The organism is Corallococcus aberystwythensis, assembly GCF_003612165.1.
Taxonomy (GTDB): Bacteria; Myxococcota; Myxococcia; order Myxococcales; family Myxococcaceae; genus Corallococcus; species Corallococcus aberystwythensis.
Genome location: NZ_RAWK01000027.1, coordinates 1 through 25,625 on the forward strand (window position 1 = coordinate 1; position 25,625 = coordinate 25,625).

Consider the following 25,625-nt stretch of genomic DNA (forward strand, 5'->3'; position numbering starts at 1 on the left):
CACGGTGCAGAAGCTCTACAACCTCTACGGGCCCTCCGAGGACACCACCTACTCCACCGCCGCCCTCGTCGGCCGTGACGAAGTGCCTCTCATCGGCCGCCCGCTGCCCGCGACGCGCGCCTACGTGCTGGACGCTTCGTTGCAGCCGGTCCCTGTGGGCGTCGCCGGCGAGCTGTACCTCGCCGGCGAAGGCCAGGCGCGCGGCTACCTCCTGCGGCCGGAACTCACCGCGGAGCGCTTCCTCCCTGAGCCGTACGGTCCCCCGGGCGGTCGCATGTACCGCACGGGTGACCGCGTCCGGTACCGCATGGACGGACGGCTGGAGTATCTCGGCCGCATCGACTTCCAGGTGAAGGTGCGTGGCTTCCGCATCGAGCTGGGTGAAATCGAAGCGGCGCTCCGCCGCGCTCCGGGCCTCAAGGACGCCGTTGTCGTCGCCAAGGGCGAGGCCGCTGACAAGCGCCTCGTCGCGTACGTCACGCCCAAGGCGAATGCCTCGCTGGAAGTGGAAGCCCTCAGGACGCATCTGCGTCAGGGGCTCCCTGAGTACATGGTGCCCACCACCTTCGTGGTGTTGGACGCCCTGCCCCTCAACTCCAACGGCAAGGTGGACCGCAAGGCCCTCCCGGAGCCGGAGGCGCCGCAGTCGGGCAGCACCTACGAAGCACCTCGCACGGAAGCCGAGGCGAAGCTGGCGGCCATCTGGGCGGAGGTGCTGCGTCTGCCCCAGGTGGGCGTGAAGGACTCCTTCTTCGAGCTGGGCGGCCACTCGCTGCTGGCCACGCAGGTGGTTTCACGCGTGCGCTCGGAGTTCGGCGTGGAGTTGCCCCTGCGCGCCCTCTTCGAGTCCCCCACCGTGGAGGCGCTCGCCCACCGCCTGACGGGCCTCACCCGCGCCAGCGCTTCGGCCCTCACCCGCGTCGCGCATGACGGCCCGCTGCCGCTCTCCTTCGCGCAGCAGCGACTGTGGCTCATTGACCAACTGGAGCCGGGCAGCGCCCTCTACAACGTGCCCGTCGCCGTCCGGCTGGAAGGTGCCCTGCGTCCCGACGTGCTGGAGCGCGCCCTGCAGGAAGTCGTGCACCGCCACGACGCCCTGCGCACCACCTTCGTCCAGGTAGAAGGAGAGCCCGTCCAGCGCATCCACGCGGACAGCCCCCTGCCGCTGGGCCTCGTGGACCTCTCGGACGTACCCGAAGCCCACCGCGAGTCCGAGACACGGGCCCGTGTGGAAGCGGAGATGCGCAGGCCCTTCGACTTGCGCACCGGGCCCCTTATCCGCACGCTGCTCTTCAAGCTGTCTGGCGACGAGCACGTCCTCGTCGTCACCCTGCACCACATCGTCTCCGACGGCTGGTCGCTGGGGGTGCTGGTGCGGGAAGTCGCCGCCCTCTACACGACCTTCTCCGCAGGCCAGCCGTCGCCCCTGCCCGCCCTTCCCGTGCAGTACGCGGACTACGCGGACTGGCAGCGCCGCACGCTTTCGGGTGAGACGCTGCGGCAGGAAGTCACCTACTGGGAGGCGAAGCTCTCCGGCGCACCGGCCGTGCTGGAGTTGCCCACCGACTTCCCCCGTCCGGCCATCCGGAGCACCGCGGGCGCAACCCTCGGCTTCTCGCTGTCGCGAGAAGTAACGGAAGCCCTGCGCGGCTTGGCCCACCGGGAAGGCGGCTCGCTCTTCATGGTGCTGATGGCGGCCTGGCAGGGCTTGCTGTCGCGTTACACGGGGCAGCAGGACATCAGCGTGGGCTCGCCCATCGCGGGCCGTACGCGCGCGGAGACGGAAGGCCTCATCGGCTTCTTCGTCAACATGCTCGTCCTGCGAGCGAAGGTGGAGGAAGGCCAGTCCTTCCGTGCGCTTCTCCAGCAGGTGCGCACCACCGTGCTGGAGGCCTACGAGCACCAGGAGGTGCCCTTCGAGAAGCTGGTGGAGGCCTTGCAGCCCACGCGGAGCCTCAGCCACACGCCCCTCTTCCAGACGCTGCTGGCGCTCCAGAACGTTCCCACCGAGGACGTGCGCCTGCCGGGCCTTCGCATGCGAGGGCTGACGTCCACCCAGTCGACAGCCAAGTTCGACGTCAGCGTCTTCTTCACGGAAGGGACTGACGGCCTGCGCGGCACGCTGGAGTACAGCACCGCCCTCTTCCAGCGAAGCACGGTGGAGCGGATGGCCGGCCACCTGCGCACGCTGCTCGAGGCCGTGGCCGCGAAGCCCGAAGAGTCTCTGGCAGCACTGCCGTTGCTCTCCAGCGACGAGCGTCAACGCATCCTCGTGGACTGGAATGACACGGCCGTCGCCAGTCCCACGGACGTCCCCGTCCACGTCCACTTCGCCCGGCAGGCGCAGCGTGCGCCCGACGCGGTGGCCTTGGTGCTGGGAAACGCGGCACTGACGTACGCGCAACTGGACGCGCGCGCGAACCAGTTGGCCCACCACCTGCGCAACCTCGGCATCGCCCCGGGTGCGCGCATTGGCCTCGCCGTCGAGCGCTCCTTCGAGCTGGTGACGGCCCTGCTCGCCATCCTCAAGGTGGGCGCCACCTACGTCCCCGTGGACCGCAATGCCCCGGTGGAGCGCATCGCCTCCCTGCTGGAGGACGCGGACGTCCACTTCGTCGTCACCCACCAGCCCTTCGCCTCGCTGCTGCCCGCCAGCGGCACCCGCGTCTGGCTGGACGCACAGGCCGGTGACATCGCCGCGTGTCCCACCCATGCGCCCGACGTCCGCGTGGACGGCGAGGCGATGGCCTACGTCATGTTCACCTCGGGCTCCACGGGCCGTCCCAAGGGCGTCTGCGTGCCTCACCGGGGCATCATCCGGATGGTGCTCGGCAGCACCTTCATGCACTTCGGGCCTGAAGAAGTCTGGCTCCATGTCGCCCCGGTCGCCTTCGACGCCTCCACCCTCGAAATCTGGGGCGCGCTGCTCAATGGCTCGAAGCTCGTCCTCGCTCCGCCCCACTCCCTCTCCCTGGAGGAGTTGGCCGCCCTGCTGCGCCTCCACGGCGTGACGACGCTCTTCCTCACCACTGCCCTCTTCGAGCAGATGGCCCTGCACCAGGGCGAAGCGCTCGCAGGCGTGCGGCAGATTCTCTCCGGTGGCGACGTGCTTCCCGCCGACCGCGTGCGCGAGCACCTCGCTCGCATTCCCGAAGGCGCCAGCTTCCACAACGCCTACGGCCCCACGGAGAACACCACCCTCGCCACCACCTTCGCCATGCACCACGGCTCGCGCGTCGAGGGCGCGGTGCCCATTGGCCGGCCTCCCTCCAACTCCACCGTCTACGTGCTCGACGCGCACCAGCACCCCGTGCCCGTGGGCATCGCCGGTGAGGTGTACGTCGGTGGCCTCGGCCTCGCCTGGGGCTACCTGCACCGCCCCGAGCTGACCGCGGAGCGCTTCGTCCCCCACCCCTTCGCCTCCACTCCCGGCGAGCGCCTCTACCGCACGGGCGACAAGGCCCGCTGGCGGGAAGACGGCACGCTCGACTTCCTCGGCCGTGTCGACCTCCAGGTGAAGGTGCGTGGCTTCCGCATCGAGCTGGGTGAAATCGAAGTCGCGCTGCGCTCCGCCGCCGGCGTCAACGAAGCGGTCGTCGTGGCGCGTGGCACGGGCGTGGACAAGCGCCTCATCGGCTACGTCACCGCACGCGCGGGCCACTCGCTGAATGCGGACACCCTCAAGGCCAGCCTCAAGCAGCGGCTGCCCGAGTACATGGTGCCGTCGGCCTTCGTGGTGCTGGACGCCCTGCCCCTCAACGCCAACGGCAAGGTGGACCGCAAGGCCCTGCCTGAACCCGATGCCCACGCCATCGAGGCCAAGGACTTCGTCGCTCCCCGTGACGCGCTCGAGATGCAGCTCGCCCGCATCTGGGAGGACGTCCTCGGCGTCCGCTCCGTCGGCGTCCGCTCCAGCTTCTTCGAGTTGGGCGGCCACTCCCTCCTCGCGGTACGCATGGTCGCCGCCGTGCGTGAGCGCCTGGGCCAGTCCATTCCCCTCTCAGTCCTCTTCCAGCAGCCCACCATCGAGCAGCTTGCCCAAATCCTCCGCGATGACTCCCAGGCCTGGACGCCCCTCGTCCCGCTGGAGCGTGGAGAGCCCGGCCAGCGGCCTCTCTTCCTCGTCCACCCGGGCGGCGGCAACGTGCTCGCCTACTCGGAGCTGGCGCGCCGTCTGGGCCCCTCGCTGCCCGTCTACGGCCTCCAGTCGCGCGGCCTCGACGGACGCCCTGTCGCGGAATCCATCGAGGAGATGGCGGGCCTCTACATCGAAGCCATCCGCACGGTGCAACCGCACGGCCCCTACCAGTTGGGAGGCTGGTCCCTGGGCGGGCTCATCGCCTATGAGATGGCCCAGCGGCTGCGCGAAGCGGGTGAAGGGGTGGACGTGCTTGCCTTCATCGACAGCCAGGTGCCGGGCCTGACGAGGCCCTCACAGGTCGTCGCGCACCTCAACGCCGAGGCTCGCGCGAGGATCTCCTTCGCCCACGCCACCGCGACGGCTTTCGGGCAGGAACTCTCCATCTCGGACGACGTCCTGGCACAAGGCGACGACGCCATGCTGGACCACCTGCTCCAGCAAGGCCTCCGGGCGCGCATCCTTGATGCGCAGTCGGGCCCTGCCCAGCTGCGCGCCCTCTTCCACGTCTTCCGAGCCAACCTCTTCGCCCAGGAGAAGTACGTGCCCCGGCCCTACGACGGCACAGCCCTGCTCCTGAGCGCCAGTGAAGCCCCCACGGAGCTTCCGCGTCACCGCGGCTGGGAGCCCCTGATCCGCGGTGGCCTGGAAGTGCACACCGTGCCCGGAAGCCACCACGCGTTGATGCAGGATCCGCACGTCGAGGCTGTCGCCGAGCAACTGCGCGATGCGCTTTCGCGGGCGTCGGGCATCGCGCCCCGACAGACCACGGCAAGCTGACCCGGGTGGAGTGAAACAGGAGACCCACCGTCGTGGTTCATCGCGACGGTGGGTCCGTTTCGCGCGGCGCCGCCCTCGATACATGTTTCAAGGCGTGAGCCCTCCCGCCTCGACAGTGGATCGCGGCCTTCTTGAGGCGCGGAGCCTGGAGCCCGCCCCCTCCCCGACGGGGGGAGGAGACGCTGGGAGCAGGTCTTACCGTGGAGGACATCTGACGTCCTTCCGTCTCAAGGCTCAAGGAACGAGAATAATCCCCAAATGCCTGGATTCATTCGAGTGGGTGTCCAGTCGTCCCCATGACAGGGCCTCCGTAGGCAGAATAATCTCACCTACATGAATTTGACCCACCCTCGCGCTTCTCCCCGGGAGGCGATGCAGGGTGTCAATCCGGCACCAGCAACAAGCCCGAGTTCTCGCGAGCGCCACCGCCCCCAGTGGTGCTCGCACGCCATGACGTCCCTGAGTGCGGAGTACATGAGATGAGCAACGAGCTGTCGAAGCGGATCGCCAACCTCTCACCGGAGAAGCGCGCCGAGCTGCTCAAGAAGATGGCCGCGCAGAAGGCCGCCGCCGGCAACTCCGCTCAGGGCCTCATCCCCGTACAGGACCGCTCGCGCCCGCTGCCCCTGTCCTTCGCCCAGCAGCGCCTCTGGTTCATTGATCAGCTGCAACCCGGCACCTCCCTCTTCAACGTGCCCATGGCGGTGCGCCTGGAGGGCGCGCTGGACGTGGCCGTGCTGGAGCGCGCGCTGCGCGAGGTGGTGCGCCGTCACGAAGTCCTTCGCACCACCTTCCGCGAGGACGCCTCGGGCCCCGTGCAGGTGGTGGCACCGGAGCCGCTGCTCACCCTGGAGCGCAAGGACCTCACGGGCTCGCCGCCCGAGGAAGCGTGGCGCCTGGCGCGCGAAGCGGCGGCCCAGCCCTTCAACCTCGCGACGGGGCCGCTGCTGCGGGCGCTGCTGCTGACGTCCGGCCCGGCGGAGCACCTGCTCGTCGTGGTGGTGCACCACATCGTCTCCGACGGCTGGTCCATGACGCTGCTGGTGCGCGAAGTCGCGCTGCTCTACGGGGCGCTCGCACGAGGCCAGGCCGCCCCCCTGCCGCCCTTGGGCGTGCAGTACGCGGACTTCGGCGTCTGGCAGCGTGAGTGGTTGCAGGGCCCCCGCCTGGAGAAGCAGCTCGGGTACTGGAAGCAGCAGCTGGCCGGAGTGCCCTCCGCGCTGGAGCTGCCCACCGACTTCCCCCGCCCCGCCACCCGTGACGGCCGCGGCGCCCGGCATGACGTCCTGCTGCCTCGCGAGTTGACGGACGCGCTCAAGGCCCTGGCGCAGCAGGAAGGCGCCTCCCTCTACATGGCGCTCCTGACGGGCTGGCAGATGCTGATGGCCCGCTACTCCGGCCAGGAGGACGTCACCGTCGGCTCCCCCATGGCGGGCCGTACGCGCGGCGAGGTGGAGGGCCTCATCGGCCTCTTCGTCAACGCCCAGGTGCTTCGCACGCGGGTGACGCCCGACGCCTCCTTCCGCACGCTGCTGCGTCAGGTGCGGGAGACGGTGCTGGGTGCCCAGGAGCACCAGGAGCTGCCCATCGAGCGGCTCGTGGAGGAGTTGAAGCCCGAGCGCATCCCGGGGCGCACTCCCTTCTTCCAGGTGATGCTCACCTACCAGGCCTCCTTCCGCGGCGCCGCTACCGTCGAGGGCGTGAAGCTCGAAGCCCTGGAGCTCGACACCTTCTCCGCCAAGTTCGACCTCACCCTCCAGGTGCTCGAGACGGACGCGGGCCTCAAGGGCTACCTCGAATACACCACCGACCTCTTCTCCCCTTCCACCGCCGCTCGCATGGCCGAGCACCTCCGCGTGCTCCTGCACGAGGCCGCCTCGAAGCCTGACACTCGCGTGTCGTCACTGCAGTTGCTCGCGGGAGATGAACGCCAGCAGGTGCTGGTGGAGTGGAACGCCACGAAGGCCCCGTTCCCCGAAGCGTGCATGCACGCGCTGTTCGAGGCCCAGGTGCGCCGTGCGCCGGAAGCACTGGCTGCCGTGTTTGAAGGAACGCAGCTGACGTACGCGCAGCTGGATGCGCGCGCCAATCAGCTCGCCCATGCCCTTCGCCGTCGCGGTGTCGGGCCGGAGGTCCGCGTCGCACTCAGTGTCGAGCGCTCTCTCGATGTCGTCATCGGGCTCCTCGGCATCCTGAAGGCCGGTGGCGCCTGGGTGCCCGTGGATCCGCTCCTGCCCCGGGAGCGCCTGGCCTTCATGTTGGAGGACAGCGCCGCCCAGGTGCTCGTTACCCAGCAGCCGCTGGTGGACCGCTTTCCGGAGGCGCTGCATGCGCGCGCCCTCTGCTTGGACACCGAACGGGAGTCGCTGGCGGACGAGCCGACGGATGCGCCCGTGACGGGCGTGATGCCCGCGAACATGGCGTACCTGCTCTACACCTCGGGCAGCACGGGCACGCCGAAGGGCACGGCAGTGGAGCACCGCAGTGTCGCCAACCTCGTCACCCACGAAGCGGTGGCCTACGGCATCGGCCCTGGCAGCCGCGTGCTGCAGTTCGCCAGCCTCAGCTTCGACCTGTCCGTGGAGGAAATCTTCACGACGCTCTGCAACGGCGCGGCGCTGGTGCTCGCGCCGCTGGAGAAGCTGATGCCGGGCGCACCGCTGCCCGTGCTGCTGCGTGAGCAGGAATTGAGTGTCATCAGCCTCACCCCCGCGGCACTCGCGGCCACGTCCTCCGAGGGGCTGCCCAAGGTGCGCACCGTCATTTCCGGCGGTGAGGCCCTGCCCGCGGATGTCGTCGCGCGTTGGGCGCCGGGGCGGCGCTTGCTCAACACCTACGGTCCCACCGAGGCCACCGTCATCGCCACGTTCGGCGAGGTGGTCCCGGACGGGAGCGTGCCGTCCATCGGCAAGCCGCTGGCGAACGTGCACGTCTACGTGCTGGACCCGCAAGGTCAGCCGGTGCCGGTGGGCGTGCACGGTGAGCTGCACATCGGTGGCGTGGGCGTCGCGCGTGGATACGCCGGACGGACGGGCCTCACCGCGGAGCGATTCATCCCGGATGCCTTCTCCGGTGAGGAAGGGGCTCGCCTCTACCGCACGGGTGACGTGGTGCGCTGGCGCGCGGACGGACAGCTGGACTTCGTCGGCCGCATCGACGCCCAGGTGAAGGTGCGTGGCTTCCGCATCGAGCTGGGCGAAGTCGAGAACGCCCTGCGTGCCGCCCCCGCCGTGAAGGATGCCGTCGTCCTCGCCCGCGAGGATTCCCCGGGTGACAAGCGCTTGGTCGCCTACGTCGTGGGCGAAGCGCTTGACGTCACCGCGCTCCGCGCCCACCTCAAGCAGCACCTGCCTGAGTACATGGTGCCTGCGGCCTTCGTGGCACTGGAGACGCTGCCGCTGACGTCCAACGGCAAGGTGGACCGCAAGGCTCTGCCCGTTCCTGATGCGGGCCTGCTTCGTGCCTCGCACGCCTACGAAGCCCCGGCGACACCGCTGGAGGAGCAGCTCGCGGCCCTCTGGGCTGAAGTGCTGCGCATCCCCACCGTGGGCCGCACGGACAACTTCTTCGAACTGGGCGGTCACTCACTGCTCGCCACCCAGTTGGTGGCCCGCTTGCGCGGTGCGCTCAACGTGGAACTGCCCCTCCGCGCGCTCTTCGAGGCGCCCACCATCGGGGCACTCGCCGAGAGGTTGCAACGGGCCTCCACCGGCACGCGCCTGCCGCCGCTGACGCGTACGCGCACCGAAGGCCCCCTGCCGCTCTCCTTCGCCCAGCAGCGCCTCTGGTTCCTGGACCAGCTGGCGCCGGACGACGCCTCCTACAACCTCCCCGTCACGCTGCGCCTCTTGGGCCGCCTGGATGTGGAGGCCCTGCGCCGCGCTTTCGAGGCACTCGTGGCGCGTCATGAGGCGCTGCGCACCACCTTCTTCGAAGAGGAGGGCCAGCCCTTCCAGCGCATCCATGCTCCGGCCGGGTGGGCACTCCCAGTGCAGGATCTGTCTTCCCTGGACGGGTCTTCTCAAGACGACGAGACGCTGCGGCTTGCCACCCGGGAAGCGCGGCAGCCCTTCGACCTCGTCCACGGTCCGCTGCTGCGCACCGCCCTCCTCAAGCTCTCCGAGGACGCTCACGTCCTCCTGGTGACGATGCACCACATCGTTTCCGACGGCTGGTCCATGGGCGTCCTCGTCCGCGAGCTGGCGAGCCTCTACGAAGCTTTCAGTGGCGGCCGCGCCCCCTCGCTCCCGCCGTTGCCGGTGCAGTACGCGGACTTCGCGCTCTGGCAGCGCCAGTGGCTGCAGGGCGAGACGCTGGACGCACAGCTGGGTTACTGGAAGCGGCAGCTGGCCGGTGCGCCTTCCGCGCTGGAGCTGCCCACGGACCGGCCGCGCCCGCCCGTGCAGTCCCGGCGTGGCGCAACGGTGCCCGTGCACTTCCCCTCGGAGCTGACGGACTCCCTGCGAAGCCTGGCTCAGCGTGAAGGCGCCACGCCCTTCATGCTGCTGCTCTCCGCCTTCCAGCTGCTTCTCTCGCGCTACTCCGGCCAGGACGACATCAGCGTCGGCTCTCCCATCGCCGGCCGCACCCACGCTGAAGCCGAAAGCCTTATCGGCTTCTTCGTCAATACGCTCGTCCTGCGCACGCAGGTCCAGCCTCAAGCAACGTTCCGCCAGCTGCTCTCCCAGGTGAAGGCCACCACGCTCGCCGCCTATGAGCATCAGCACGTGCCCTTCGAGAAGCTGGTGGAAGTCCTCCAGCCCTCGCGCGACTTGAGCCGCAGCCCCCTCTTCCAGGTGATGCTCGTCCTGCAGAATGCCCCCGCCGAGGCGCTGCGCGTGCCAGGCATGGCCTTCCAGCCCATCCCCCTGGAGGGCAACTCCTCCCGCTTCGATTTGGCCCTCACCCTCTTCGAGGTACCCCAGGGCCTCACCGGCTTCCTCGAGTACAGCACCGACCTCTTCGACGCGGCGTCCGTCCAGCGTCTCATGGGCCACTTCGGCGTCCTCCTCGCCTCCCTCACCGCCCAGCCGGATGCACGCGTCTCCGCCCTGGAGATGTTGAGCGTCGCGGAGCGGCAGCAGCTTCTCCTCGAGTGGAATGAGACGGACGTCGCCTTCCCCCGCGACACCTGCATCCACCACGTCGTCGCCGAGCAGGCCCGACGTGCTCCGGACGCCGTTGCCGTGCGCATGGGGGAGCGCAGCGTTTCGTACTCAGGCCTCGACGCCTGGGCCCACGCGCTTGCCGCCCAACTGCATGCGGCGGGTGTCTCCCGAGGCGACCGCGTCGCCGTCCTCGCAGAGCGCTCTCCTGAGTTGGTGGCGGGCCTGCTGGCCGTCCTCAAGGGGGGTGCGGCCTACGTCCCCATCGCACCGGGTGTTCCGCCTGAGCGCCTCGCCTTCATGCTGGAGGACAGCCGTGCTTCCGTCCTCCTCACTCAGCAGCACCTCCGTTCCTCTTTGCCTTCGCTCTCCGCTCGCGTCCTCGCACTGGAAGCAGAGGAGGAGGTAACGCGGCAGCCGCTGCCAGTGCCCCCCGTGGGCCCGGAGGATTTGGCCTACGTCATCTACACTTCCGGAAGCACCGGCCGTCCCAAGGGCGTTGCCGTCCACCACCGCGCGTTGATGAACCTCGTCTCCTGGCACCAGCGCACCTACTCGCTGACCCCCCAGGACTCCACCGCCCTCACCGCGGGCGTCGCCTTCGACGCTTCCACCTGGGAGGTGTGGCCGTCGCTTGCTTCCGGCGCCAGCCTCGTCGTTCCGCCGGACGCCGTGCGTGCGGAGCCCTCCCAGCTGCTGCGGTGGATGGCCCGCGAAGCCATCACCACCTGCTTCATGCCGACGCCGCTGGCCGAGGCCGTGTTGCGCGAGGAGTGGCCTCGCCCCATGGCCCTGCGTGCCCTGCTGACGGGGGGAGACGCCCTGCACCACGGCCCACCGCCCTCCGTGCCCGCAACCCTCTTCAACCACTACGGGCCCACCGAGAGCACCGTCGTCGCCACCTTCACTCCCGTCGCGGCCTCCGCACGCGACGACGGCACGCGGCCCCCCATTGGCCGCCCCATCGCCAACACCCGCACCTACGTCCTCGACGCCCACCTTCAGCCCGTGCCCATTGGCGTCCCCGGCGAGCTCTTCCTCGCCAGTGAAGGCCTCGCATGGGGCTACCTCGGCCAGCCTGCGCTGAGTGCCGAGCGCTTCGTCCCCCACCCCTTCTCCACCACTCCAGGTGCCCGCCTCTACCGCACGGGTGACGTCGTGCGCTGGCGTGCCGACGGCCAGTTGGACTACCTCCAGCGGCTCGACTTCCAGGTGAAGGTGCGCGGCTTCCGCATCGAGCTGGGCGAAATCGAAGCCTCCCTCCTCGCTCATGCTTCCGTGCATGAAGCCGTCGTCCTCGCTCGCGAGGACGCTCCTGGTGACAAGCGCCTGGTCGCCTACGTCGTGCCCACCTCGGGCCAGGAGCTGGACACCTCCGTCCTGCGCGCGTTCCTCAAGGAGCGGCTGCCCGAGTACATGGTGCCCTCCGCCTTCCTCGTGCTGGAGGCCCTCCCCCTCAATGCCAACGGCAAGGTGGACCGGAAGGCCCTGCCGGCGCCGCAAGGCACCGCGCTCGCCTCCAGCTACGTCGCGCCGGGAACCGTCACCGAGGAACAGCTCGCGGCCCTCTTCACGCAGGTGCTGCGCGTGGAGCGCGTGGGCATCCATGACGACTTCTTCTCCCTCGGGGGCCACTCACTGCTGGCCACCCAGCTCATGTCCCGGGTGCGCGCCACCTTCCGGCGCGAGCTGCCCGTGCGTGCGCTGTTCGAAGCACCGACCGTGGCCGGGCTTGCCCGGCGCATCGACTCCGCCCAGACCTCCGCGGCGCAGGCGCCGCCAAGCATCCCCCGGGTGCGCGCCACCACGGCGCCGTTGTCCTTCGCGCAGCAGCGGCTCTGGTTCCTGGATCAGCTCACGCCGGGGGACGCGTCGTACAACATCTCCAGCGCGCTGGGCTTGAAGGGCCGGGTGGACGTGGAGTCCCTGCGCCGGTCCTTCGAGTCGCTCGTCCAGCGCCACGAGGCCCTGCGCACCACCTTCCGCGAGCACCCGGGTCAGGCCGTCCAGTCCATCCATCCAACGGGTGCGTGGACCTTGCCCCTGCATGACCTATCCACCCTCCCAGAAGCGGGGCGCGAAGCCGAAGCACGGCGCCTGATCACCGAGGACGCCCGTCAGCCGTTCCGGTTGGAGGAAGGACCGCTCCTGCGCACCGCGCTCGTGAGGCTGGGTGCGGAAGACCACCTGTTGCTGGTGACGATGCACCACATTGTCTCTGACGGCTGGTCCATGGGCGTCCTCGTCCGTGAGCTGGTGGCCTTCTACGAGGCTTTCAGCGCGGGGCGGAGCCCATCGCTCGCGCCACTGCCCATGCAGTACGCGGACTTCGCGGCCTGGCAGCGCCAGTGGCTCCAGGGCGAGACGTTGGAGTCGCACCTCGGGCACTGGAAGCAGCAGCTCTTGGGAGCGCCCGCCGCGCTGGAGTTGCCGGCCGACCGGCCGCGTCCGCCCGTGCAATCGCACCGGGGCGCCAAGGTGGACGTGCGCATCCCGCCGGAGGTCGCCCACGCCCTCAAGACGCTGGCGGGACGCGAGGGCGCCACACCGTTCATGGTGCTGCTCGCGGCCTTCCAGGTGCTGTTGTCGCGCCATGCCGCGCAGGACGACGTCAGTGTGGGAACGCCCATCGCGGGCCGGACCCAGGCGGAGACCGAAGGCCTCATCGGCTTCTTCGTCAACACGCTGGTCCTGCGGTCCCGGGTGGATCCACGGGCAACGTTCCGCCAGTTGTTGGCCCAGGTGCGCGGCACGACGCTCACGGCCTACGAGCACCAGCACGTGCCGTTCGAGAAGCTGGTGGAAGCCCTCCAGCCCGTGCGTGACTCAAGCCGCAGCCCGCTCTTCCAGGTGATGTTCGCCCTGCAGAACACGCCCACCGAGACGCTCCAGCTTCAAGGACTCTCCCTGCGGCCACTGCCCCTGGAGGCCCACTTCGCCAAGTTCGATCTCACGCTCTCCCTGCAAGAGTTCCAGGAAGGGATGTCCGGCACGTTGGAGTACGCGACGGACCTCTTCGACGCGGAGACCATCCAGCGCATGGCCGGGCACTTCGGCGTGTTGCTGGAGGCCATCGCGAAGACGCCTGACTCGCGCCTGGGTGACTTGCCCCTGCTCACTGCGTCCGAGCGCCAGCAACTCCTCGTCGAGTGGAATCCTCCTGCCTCGCACGCACCGCGCGAGCCGAGCATCGTCGCGATGGTGGAAGCACAGGTGCGCCGCACGCCGGATGCCGTGGCTGTCATCACGCCCGAGCGGCAGCTGACGTATCGGGAGCTGGATGCCAAAGCGAACCAACTGGCCCACCGTCTGCGCGGCTTGGGTGTCGGGCCCGAAGTCCGCGTCGGCCTTTGCGTCGAGCGTACCGAGGACCTCGTCATCGGTGCGCTCGGCATCCTCAAGGCCGGTGGCGCCTACGTGCCGTTGGATCCCAGCTATCCGCGTGAGCGCTTGGGCTGGTTGCTGGAGGACGCCCAGGGCCCCGCCCTTGTCGCCCACTCGCACCTGCTCCCCGCGCTGCCGGAGACCACCGCCACGCCTATCTGCCTCGACTCGGATGCGGACCTGGCGAAGCAGCCCACCACGGCGCCGGGCGTGGACATCCACCCGGGCCACCTCGCCTACCTCATCTACACGTCCGGTAGCACGGGCCGTCCCAAGGGCGTCGCCATCTCCCATGGCAACGCCGTCTCCTTCCTCCACTGGGCCCTCGCGACGTTCTCTCCGGAGGAGTTGAAGGGCACGCTCGCCGCGACGAGCCTCAACTTCGACCTCTCCGTCTTCGAACTCTTCGCACCGCTCTCCAGTGGCGGCGCGGTGGTGGTGGCACGCAACGCCTTGCATCTGGCCGAGCTGCCTACTGCCTCCCACGTCACCCTCGTCAACACAGTGCCTTCCGCCATGGCGCAGTTGCTGCGCCTGAATGCGGTGCCGCCGGGCGTACGTGTCATCAATCTCGCGGGTGAAGCCCTGCCGGAGACATTGGCGAAGCAGGTCTACGCAGTCCCCACGGTGCAGAAGCTCTACAACCTCTACGGGCCTTCCGAGGACACCACCTACTCCACCGCCTCCCTCGTCGGCCGTGACGAAGTGCCGCTCATCGGCCGTCCGCTGTCCGCGACGCGCGCCTATGTGCTGGATGCCTCGTTGCAGCCGGTGCCCGTTGGCGTCGCGGGTGAGCTGTACCTCGCCGGAGAGGGCCAGGCTCGCGGCTACCTCCTGCGCCCGGAACTCACCGCGGAACGCTTCCTCCCGGAACCCTACGGGCCCCCGGGTGGCCGCATGTATCGCACGGGCGACCGCGTCCGGTACCGCATGGACGGGCGGCTGGAATACCTCGGCCGCATCGACTTCCAGGTGAAGGTGCGTGGCTTCCGCATCGAGCTGGGCGAAATCGAAGCGGCACTCCGTCGCGCTCCAGGCCTCAAGGACGCTGTCGTCGTCGCCAAGGGCGAGGCCGCCGACAAGCGCCTCGTCGGCTATGTCACCGCGCGCGAAGGCCACTCACTGGACTCCGAGTCACTCAAGGCCCATCTCCGGCAGCAGCTGCCTGAGTACATGGTCCCCTCGGCGCTCCTCGTCCTCGACGCCCTGCCCCTCAACGCCAACGGCAAGGTGGACCGCAAGGCCCTGCCCGACCCGGGGAACCTCGCGCGTTCGTTGGATTTCATCGCGCCACGGACCGGCACCGAGGAGCAGCTTGCCGCTCTCTTCTCGGAAGTGCTGCGAGTGGAGCGCGTTGGCGCCCGGGACGACTTCTTCGCGCTGGGCGGCCACTCGCTGCTGGCCACCCAGCTCGTCTCACGCGTGCGATCCACCTTCGGCGTAGAGCTGCCGCTCCGGGTGTTCTTCGAAGCGCCCACGGTGGAGCTGCTCGCGACGAAGCTCGACGATGCCCAGCGCGCAGGCCATCGCCTGCCGCCGCTTCACCCCTCCTCGCACGAAGGGGCCCTGCCGCTGTCGTTCGCGCAGCAGCGCCTCTGGTTCCTGGATCAGCTCACCCCGGGTGACGCGTCGTACAACATCCCCACGGCGCTGCGCCTGACGGGACAGGTGGACGTGGAAGCGCTGCGCCGCGCGTTCGAAGCGCTGGTCGCCCGCCACGAATCCCTGCGCACCACCTTCCATGAGCATCAGGGCCAGGCCACCCAGCACATCCACGCGCCCGGTGCATGGACCCTGCCGCTCATCGACGTGTCCAGCCTGCCGCAGGCGCAGCGCGAGGCCGAGGCGCAGCGTCACGTCGCGGAGGATGCCCGTCAGCCGTTCCAGCTGGAGCGCGGACCGCTCCTGCGCACGGCGCTCGTCCGGCTGGGTGCGGAAGACCACCTGTTGCTGGTGACGATGCACCACATCGTCTCCGACGGCTGGTCCATGGGCGTCCTCGTGCGCGAGCTCGTGACGTTCTACGCGGCCTTCACCCAGGGCGTCGCGCCAGCACTCAACCCGCTCCCCCTGCAGTACGCGGACTTCGCGACATGGCAGCGCCAATGGCTGCAGGGCGAGACGCTGGACGCGCAGCTCGGTTACTGGAAGCAACAGCTCGCGGGAGCGCCCGCTGCCTTGGAGCTGCTGACGGATCATCCGCGGCCGTCCGTCCAATCCCACGCGGGAGCAGCCCTCTCCATCCAGCTGCCGCCCGAGCTCTCCCAGACGCTCAAGGCGCTGGCCCAGCGCGAGGGCGCCACGCCCTTCATGGTGCTGCTCGCGGGATTCCAGCTCCTCCTGGCGCGCTATGCCGCGCAGGACGACGTCAGCGTGGGCACGCCCATCGCGGGCCGGACCCAGGCGGAGACCGAAGGGCTCATCGGCTTCTTCGTCAACACGCTCGTCCTACGGGCCCACGTCGAGCCCAAGGCGACCTTCCGCGAACTGCTCTCACAGGTGCGAGGGACGACGCTCGGGGCCTACGAGCACCAGCACCTGCCCTTCGAGAAGCTGGTGGAGGTCCTCCAGCCCGTTCGGGACACCAGCCGCAGCCCGCTCTTCCAGGTGATGTTCGCCCTGCAGAACGCGCCCACCGAGGACCTGCGAGTCCCCGGCCTCACCTTCCAGCAGGTGGCATCCGGCGCGCGGTCCGCCAAGTTCGACCTCACCCTGACGCTGCAGGACTCGCCGCAAGGGTTCACCGGCTGGCTGGAGTACAGCACTGCCCTCTTCGAGCGAAGCACCGTGGAGCGGATCTCCGGCCACCTGCGCACGCTGCTGGAGGCCGTGGCCGCGAAGCCTGAACAGGTCCTGTCCGAGCTGTCCCTCCTCTCCAGTAACGAGCGTCAGCGCATCCTCGTGGAGTGGAATGACACCCGCGTGGCAAGCCCCATGGACGTCCCCGTCCACGTCCACTTCTTCCAGCAGGCCCAGCGCACGCCGCACGCCGTGGCCCTGGTGCTGGGGGACGCGACGCTGACCTACGGACAGCTCGAAGCCCGAGCCAACCAGCTCGCCCACCACCTGCGCGCCCTGGGCATCGTCCCTGGCGCGCGCGTCGGCCTCGCCGTCGAGCGTTCCTTCGAGATGGTGACGGCGCTGATTGCCATCCTCAAGGCGGGCGCGGCCTTCGTCCCCGTGGACCGCAATGCGCCCATGGAGCGCATCGCGACGCTGCTGGAGGACGCCGACGTCGGCGTGGTGCTCACGCATCAGCCCTTCGCCTCGAAGCTGCCCGCTTCCGGCACCCGCGTCTGGTTGGATGAACAGCAGGACGCCCTGGCTGCGCTGTCCACGCATGCGCCCGACGTCCGCGTGGAGGGCGAGTCTCTCGCCTACGTCATGTTCACGTCAGGCTCCACGGGGCGTCCCAAGGGCGTCAGCGTGCCCCACCGGGGCATCACGCGCCTGGCCCTGGGCAGCACCTTCATGCGCTTCGGGCCTGACGAGGTGTGGCTGCAGATCGCGCCTGTTGCCTTCGATGCGTCCACGCTCGAAATCTGGGGCGCGCTGCTGCACGGCGCGAAGCTCGTCCTTGCTCCGCCCCACGCCTTGTCACTGGAGGAACTGGCGGAGCAGGTGCGCCGCCACCGGGTGACGACGCTGTGGCTGACGACCGCCCTCTTCGAGCAGATGGCCCTGCACCAGGGTGAAGTCCTGGCGGAGGTGCGCCAGGTCCTCACGGGCGGAGATGTGATGCCCTGGTCGCGCCTGCGGGACCACCTCATCCGCCTCCCGGAAGGCGCGACGCTGGTGCATGCCTATGGCCCGACGGAGAACACGACCTTCTCCACCACGCTGCCACTGCACCGCGACACGCGTGTGGAGGGCCCCGTGTCCATCGGCCGTCCCATCCAGAACGCCACGGCCTACGTGTTCGACGCGCACCTGCGCCCGGTACCCGTGGGCGTCGCGGGTGAGGTGTACGTCGGCGGTCCGGGCCTCGCCTGGGGCTACCTGCACCGCCCTGAATTGACCGCGGAGCGCTTCGTCCCCCATCCCTTTGCCACCACGCCGGGAGAGCGCCTCTACCGCACGGGCGACAAGGCCCGCTGGCTGCCCGATGGCACGCTCGACTTCCTGGGCCGCGTCGACTTCCAGGTGAAGGTGCGCGGCTTCCGCATCGAGCTGGGTGAAATCGAAGCCGCGCTGCGCTCCGCCGCCGGCGTCAACGAGGCCGTCGTCGTGGCCCGGGGCGCGGACGCGGACAAGCGCCTCATCGGCTACGTCACCGCGCACGAAGGACGCACGCTGGACGTGGAGGGACTGCGGGCCCACCTGCGGCAGCACCTGCCCGAGTACATGGTGCCCGCCGCGCTCCTCGTCCTGGACGCCCTGCCCCTCAACGCCAACGGCAAGGTGGACCGCAAGGCCCTGCCCGATGCGGGAGATGCACCGCGCGCGGCCGTCTTCGTCGCGCCGCGCACCGCCACCGAGGAGAAGCTCGCGGCCCTCTTCGCGGAAGTCCTCCGCGTGGAGCGGGTCGGCATCCAAGACGACTTCTTCGCGTTGGGTGGCCACTCCCTGCTGGCCACCCAGCTCGTCTCGCGCGTGCGAGCCGCGTTCGGCACCGAGCTGCCGCTGCGAGTCCTGTTCGCGGCGCCCACCGTCGAAGCCCTCGCGCCAAAGCTCGAGGGAGCGTCGTCCTCCGTGCTCCGCGCTCCGCCGCTGCGGCCCACGTCTCGCGAAGGAGCCATTCCTCTCTCCTTCGCCCAGCAGCGCCTCTGGCTGCTGGATCAACTGCAGCCCGGTGATGCGTCGTACAACATCCCCACGGCGCTGCGCCTGACAGGCCGCGTGGACGTCGAGGCCCTGCGAGGCGCCTTCGAAGCGCTGATCGCCCGTCACGAGTCCCTGCGAACCACGCTCGCCGCGTCCCATGAGGCGCCGTCGCAGCGAATCCATGCGCCGGCGGTGTGGGAACTGCCCATCGTCGACCTGGTCCCGGTGCCCCAGGAACAGCGCGAGGAGGAAGCCCAGCGCATCGTGGCCGAGGCGGCCCGCCGTCCGTTCCAGCTCGCCACGGGACCGCTGCTGCGCGGACTGCTGGTGCGCATGGGAGCGGAGGATCACCTGCTGCTGGTGACCCTGCACCACGTCGTCTCCGACGGCTGGTCCATGGGCGTCCTCGTTCGCGAAATGGCGGCCTTCTATGAGGCCTTGAGCGCGGGCAGGACCCCGGCCCTCGCGCCGCTGCCGGTGCAGTACGCGGACTTCGCGACGTGGCAGCGCGACTGGCTCCAGGGCGAGGCCCTGGACGCGCAGATCCAATATTGGAAGCAGCGGCTGGCCGGTGCTCCGGCGGCGCTGGAACTGCCCACGGACCGCCCTCGTCCGCCCGTGCAGTCGCATCGGGGCGCCACGGTGGGCGTGCGGATTCCCACGCACCTCGTGGAGTCCCTCAAGTCCCTGGCCCAGCGGGAAGGCGCCACGCCGTTCATGGTGCTGCTCGCGGCCTGGCAGGTGCTCCTGTCGCGCTACTCCGCGCAGGATGACATCAGCGTGGGGTCACCGATCGCCGGCCGGACGCAAGCAGAGACCGAAGGCCTCATCGGCTTCTTCGTCAACACCCTGGTCCTGCGCGCCCAGGTGGATCCTCGCGCGACGTTCCGGCAACTGCTGGCCCAGGTGCGAAGCACGACGCTCGCGGCGTACGAGCACCAGCATCTGCCCTTCGAGAAGCTCGTCGAAGCCGTTCAACCCACGCGAGACCTGAGCCGCAATCCGTTGTTCCAGGCCATGTTCGTCCTGCAGAACATGCCGGCGGAGGTGCTGCGACTGCCGGGGCTGTCCCTGCGGACGCTCCCGCTGGAAACCCACTTCGCGAAGTTCGATCTCTCCCTGGGCCTGCGGGAGTCCTCGATGGGCATGACGGGCACGCTGGAGTACGCGACGGACCTCTTCGATGCGGAGACCATCCAGCGCATGGCCGGGCACTTCGGCGTGCTGCTGGAGGCCATCGCGAAGGCGCCTGACTCGCGCCTGGGTGACTTGCCCCTGCTCGCCGCGTCCGAGCGCCAGCAACTCCTCGTCGAGTGGAATCCTCCTGCCTCGCACGCACCGCACGAGCCGAGCGTCGTCGCGATGGTGGAAGCCCAGGTGCGCCGCACGCCGGATGCGCTCGCGGTCATCACGCCCGAGCGGCAGCTGACGTATCGGGAGCTGGATGCGAAGGCGAACCAGCTTGCTCACCGTCTGCGCGGCCTCGGAGTCGGGCCCGAAGTCCGCGTCGGACTGTGCGTCGAGCGGACCGAGGACCTCGTCATCGGTGCGCTCGGCATCCTCAAGGCCGGTGGCGCCTACGTGCCGTTGGATCCCAGCTACCCGCGTGAGCGGCTGGGCTGGCTGCTGGAGGACGCCCAGGGCCCTGCCCTCGTCGCCCACTCGCACCTGCTCTCCGCGCTGCCGGAGACCACCGCCACACCGGTGTGCCTCGACTCGGATGCGGAGCTGGCGAAGCAGCCCACCACGGCGCCGGCTGTGGACATCCTCCCGGGCCACGTCGCCTACCTCATCTACACGTCCGGCAGCACCGGCCGTCCCAAGGGCGTCGCCATCTCCCATGGCAACGCGGTTTCCTTCCTCCACTGGGCGCTGGCAACGTTCGCTCCGGAGGAGTTGAAGGGCACGCTCGCCGCGACGAGCCTCAACTTCGACCTCTCCGTCTTCGAACTCTTCGCACCGCTCTCCAGTGGCGGCGCGGTGGTGGTGGCAAGAAACGCTCTGCACCTCGCGGAGCTGCCCACCGCCTCCCACGTCACACTCGTCAACACGGTGCCCTCCGCCATGGCGCAACTGCTGCGCCTGAATGCGGTGCCGCCGGGCGTGCGTGTCATCAACCTCGCCGGTGAAGCCCTGCCGGAGACTTTGGCGAAGCAGGTCTACGCCGTCCCCACGGTGCAGAAGCTCTACAACCTCTACGGGCCCTCCGAAGACACCACCTACTCCACCGCCTCCCTCGTCGGCCGTGACGAAGTGCCCCTCATTGGCCGCCCGCTGCCCGCGACGCGCGCCTACGTGCTGGATGCCTCGTTGCAGCCGGTGCCCGTAGGCGTCGCAGGCGAGCTGTACCTCGCGGGTGAAGGTCAGGCGCGCGGCTACCTCCTGCGTCCGGAGCTCACCGCGGAGCGCTTCCTCCCGGAACCCTACGGACCCCCGGGTGGCCGCATGTACCGCACGGGAGACCGCGTCCGGTACCGCATGGACGGACGGCTGGAGTACCTCGGCCGCATCGACTTCCAGGTGAAGGTGCGTGGCTTCCGCATCGAGCTGGGCGAAATCGAAGCGGCGCTCCGTCGCGCTCCAGGCCTCAAGGACGCTGTCGTCGTCGCCAAGGGCGAGGCCGCCGACAAGCGCCTCGTCGCGTACGTTACCCCCAAGGCCGAAGCCTCGCTGGAGGTGGAAGCCCTCAAGGCGCATCTGCGTCAGGGGCTCCCCGAGTACATGGTGCCCACCACCTTCGTGGTGCTGGATGCCTTGCCCCTCAACTCCAACGGCAAGGTGGACCGCAAGGCACTCCCGGAGCCGGAGGCACCGCAGTCGGGCAACACCTACGAAGCACCTCGCACGGAAGCCGAGGCGAAGCTGGCGTCCATCTGGGCGGAGGTCCTGCGTCTGCCCCAGGTGGGCGTGAAGGACTCCTTCTTCGAACTGGGCGGGCACTCATTGCTGGCCACGCAGGTGGTTTCACGCGTGCGCTCGGAGTTCGGCGTGGAGTTGCCCCTGCGCGCCCTCTTCGAGTCCTCCACCGTGGAAGCCCTGGCCGTACGGCTGCACGGGAGCACAGGCACCCATGCTCCGAAGCTCACGCGCATCGAGCATGACGGCCCGCTGCCGTTGTCCTTTGCCCAGCAGCGGCTGTGGCTGCTGGATCAGCTCCAGCCGGAGGATGCGTCCTACAATCTCCCAGTGGCGCTCCAGCTCACAGGACGCCTGGACGCGGAGGCACTGCGCCGCGCCTTCGAGGCGCTCGTCCAACGCCACGAGGCCCTGCGCACCACCTTCCACGAGCATCAGGGCCAGCCCACGCAGCGGATCCAGGCGTCAGTGGCCTGGACACTGCCGATCATCGACCTGTCCACCCTGCCCACGAAGCAGCGAGAGGAAGAGGCCCGGAAGCGGGCCGGCGACGAAGCGAGACGGCCGTTCGACCTCGCCAGGGGTCCGCTCCTGCGCAGCTCGCTGGTGCGGCTTGCCGACGACTCGCACCTGTTGCTGGTGACGATGCACCACATCGTCTCCGACGGCTGGTCCATGGGCGTCCTCGTCCGGGAGCTCGTCTCGCTCTACGCCGCGTTCCAGGATGGCAAGGAGCCCACCCTCACGCCGCTGCCCGTGCAGTACGCCGACTTCGCGACGTGGCAGCGCGACTGGCTCCAGGGTGAGGCCCTGGATGCGCAGATCCATTATTGGAAGCAGCAGCTCTCTGGAGCGCCCGCCGCGCTGGAGCTGCCCACGGACCGCCCGCGTCCGCCCGTGCAGTCGCACCGGGGCGCCACGGTGGACGTGCGGATTTCCACCCCCATCGCGGAGGCCCTCAAGTCCCTGGCCCAGCGTGAAGGCGCCACGCCGTTCATGGTGCTGCTCGCGGCCTGGCAGGTGCTGCTGTCTCGCTACTCCGCGCAGGACGACATCAGTGTGGGTTCGCCCATCGCGGGCCGCACCCAGGCGGAGACCGAAGGTCTCATCGGCTTCTTCGTCAACACCCTGGTCCTGCGCGCCCGGCTGAACCCGCGCTCGACGTTCCGGGAGCTGCTGGCGCAGGTGCGAGGCACGACCTTCGCGGCGTACGAGCACCAGCACCTGCCCTTCGAGAAGCTCGTCGAAGCCGTGCAGCCCACGCGGGACCTCAGTCGCAGCCCGCTCTTCCAGGCGATGTTCGTCCTGCAGAACACGCCCACCGAGGCGCTGCGTCTGCCCGGATTGTCCTTCCAGGCCCTCCCGCTGGAAGCACACTTCGCCAAGTTCGACCTTTCGCTGGCTCTTCAGGAGGTCCAGGCGGGACTTGTCGGCACGCTGGAGTACGCGACGGACCTCTTCGACGCGGAGACCATCCAGCGCATGGCCGGGCACTTCGGTGTGCTGGTGGAGGCCATCGCCACGAAGCCAGACACGAAGCTGGGCGACCTGCCGCTGCTCACTGGCTCCGAGCGTCAGCAACTCCTCGTCGAGTGGAATCCGGAAGCAGCCCTGGCGATTCGTGAGTCCAGCATCCCCGCGATGGTGGAAGCCCAGGTGCGCCGCACGCCGGATGCACTCGCCGTCATCACGCCCGAGCGGCAGCTGACGTATCGGGAGCTGGATGCGAAGGCGAACCAGCTCGCCCACCGTCTGCGCGGCCTCGGAGTCGGGCCCGAAGTCCGCGTCGGCCTCTGCGTCGAGCGTACGGAGGACCTCGTCATCGGCGCTCTCGGCATCCTCAAGGCCGGTGGCGCCTACGTACCGCTGGATCCCAGCTATCCGCGTGAGCGTCTGGGCTGGCTGCTAGAGGACGCGCAGGGTCCCGCCCTCGTGGCGCATTCGCATCTCTTGAAGGCCCTGCCTGAAACGTCCGCAACGCCGGTGTGCCTCGACTCAGACGTGGAGTTGGCGAAGCAGCCCACCACGGCGCCGGGCGTGGACATCCTCCCGGGCCACCTCGCCTACCTCATTTACACTTCCGGAAGTACGGGCCGTCCCAAGGGCGTCGCCATCTCCCATGGCAATGCCGTGGCCTTCCTCCACTGGGCGCTGGCGACGTTCTCCCCGGAGGAGTTGAAGGGCACGCTCGCCGCGACGAGCCTCAACTTCGACCTCTCCGTCTTCGAACTCTTCGCTCCGTTGAGCAGCGGCGGCGCGGTGGTCGTGGCAAGAAACGCTCTGCACCTCGCGGAGCTGCCCACCGCCTCCCACGTCACCCTCGTCAACACGGTGCCCTCCGCCATGGCGCAGTTGCTGCGCCTGAATGCGGTGCCGCCGGGCGTGCGTGTCATCAACCTCGCGGGCGAAGCCCTGCCGGAGACGCTGGCGAAGCAGGTCTACGCCGTCCCCACGGTGCAGAAGCTCTACAACCTCTACGGGCCTTCCGAGGACACCACCTACTCCACCGCCGCCCTCGTCGGCCGTGACGAAGTGCCCCTCATCGGCCGCCCGCTGCCCGCGACGCGCGCCTACGTGCTGGACGCCTCGTTGCAGCCGGTACCCGTTGGTGTCGCAGGCGAGCTGTACCTCGCGGGTGAAGGCCAGGCGCGCGGCTACCTCCTCCGTCCGGAACTCACCGCGGAGCGCTTCCTCCCGGAACCCTACGGGCCCCCGGGTGGCCGCATGTACCGCACAGGCGACCGCGTGCGGTACCGCATGGACGGGCGGCTGGAGTACCTCGGCCGCATCGACTTCCAGGTGAAGGTGCGCGGCTTCCGCATCGAGCTGGGTGAAATCGAAGCGGCGCTCCGTCGCGCTCCAGGCCTCAAGGACGCTGTTGTCGTCGCCAAGGGCGAGGCCGCTGACAAGCGGCTGGTCGCATACGTCACGCCCAAGGCCGAGGCCTCGCTGGAGGTGGAAGCCCTCAAGGCGCATCTGCGTCAGGGGCTTCCTGAGTACATGGTGCCCTCGGCGATCGTCGTCCTCGACGCCCTGCCTCTCAACGCCAACGGCAAGGTGGACCGCAAGGCCCTTCCCGAGCCCGATGCCCACGCCATCGAGGCCAAGGACTTCGTCGCTCCCCGTGACGCGCTCGAAATGCAGCTCGCCCGCATCTGGGAGGACGTCCTCGGCGTCCGCTCCGTCGGCGTCCGCTCCAGCTTCTTCGAGTTGGGCGGCCACTCCCTCCTCGCGGTACGCATGATCGCCGCTGTCCGTGAGCGCCTGGGCCAGTCCATTCCCCTTTCCGCCCTCTTCCAGCAGCCCACCATCGAGCAGCTTGCCCAAATCCTCCGTGATGACTCCCAGAGCTGGACGCCCCTCGTCCCGCTGGAGCGCGGAGAGCCCGGCCAGCGGCCTCTCTTCCTCGTCCACCCGGGCGGCGGCAACGTACTCGCCTACTCGGAGCTGGCGCGCCGTCTGGGCCCCTCGCTGCCCGTCTACGGCCTCCAGTCGCGCGGCCTCGACGGACGTCCTGTCGCTGAGTCCATCGAGGAGATGGCGGGCCTCTACATCGAAGCCATCCGCACGGTGCAGCCGCACGGTCCCTACCAGCTGGGAGGCTGGTCCCTGGGTGGCGTCATTGCCTATGAGATGGCCCAACAGCTGCGCGAAGCCGGAGAAGCGGTGGACGTCCTCGCCCTCATCGACGCCCACGTGCCCGGCCTCACTCAGCCCTCCGAGATGGCCGCTCGATTCTCTTCCGAAGCCCGGGTGAGGATCGCCTTCGCCCAGACCACCGCGACGGCCTTCGGCCAGGAGCTCTCCGTCTCCCCCGAAGCACTGGCGCAGGGCGATGACGGCGCGATGCTCGACCACCTGCTCCAGCAAGGCCTCCGGGCGCGCATCCTCGACGCGCACTCAGGCCCTGCCCAGCTGCGCGCCCTCTTCCGCGTCTTCCAGGCCAATCTCTTCGCCCAGGAGAAGTACGTGCCCCAGCCGTACGACGGCACCGCCCTGATCCTGAGCGCCAGTGAGGCCACGACCGGGCTCCCGCGCCACCGTGGGTGGGCGCCCCTTATCCGCGGCGGACTGGAAGTGCACGACGTCCCCGGCAGCCACCATGCGCTGCTACAGGACCCACACCTCGAGTCCGTCGTGGAACAACTGCGTGGGCTCCTCGCCCGGACGGCGAGCCGCGAAGCTCCAGCGCCCAAGGGAAGTTGAACCCCGTCCGCCCCGCGCCTGACCTTTCCAGGCGCGGGGATTCAACCCGAGCGTGCAAGGCGCTCGGCACGGTGCATTCCGCCGGATTTGTTGGTGGCGGCCCCAGTTCTCCGGAGGCCCCAGCAACGCCCGTGGCCTGCCGCCTGGGTCGAGCGGGCGCTCCGAAGTCGGAGCCCCTACCTATGATGGGGCCTGTAAACGCAAGGATTTATTGAAACACCGGGCGCGGATCCGGAGCGCGGCGTCGTCCTCATGACACGTCACGTCGTCACGGAATAATGTAACCACCGCGATTTTGCCCACCGCCGCGCTTCTCCTGGGAGAGCGGTGCAGGACGGCAACCCAGCATCAGCAGCAGATCAGAATTTTCACGAGCACCACCGCCCCCAGTG

The 25,625-nt window shown here is 69.3% G+C and carries 2 protein-coding genes; both read left to right on the forward strand.

The features are described 5' to 3' along the window. On the forward strand, positions 1–4,918 hold a 4,918-nt coding region (locus tag D7W81_RS06390), incomplete at its 5' end, for a non-ribosomal peptide synthetase (RefSeq protein ID WP_147445363.1). Positions 4,919–5,397: 479 nt separating this feature from the next. Beyond that, entirely contained in the window at positions 5,398–25,233 is a 19,836-nt protein-coding gene (locus D7W81_RS06395; protein ID WP_120554430.1) for a non-ribosomal peptide synthase/polyketide synthase, read from the forward strand. Positions 25,234–25,625 lie beyond the last annotated feature (392 nt).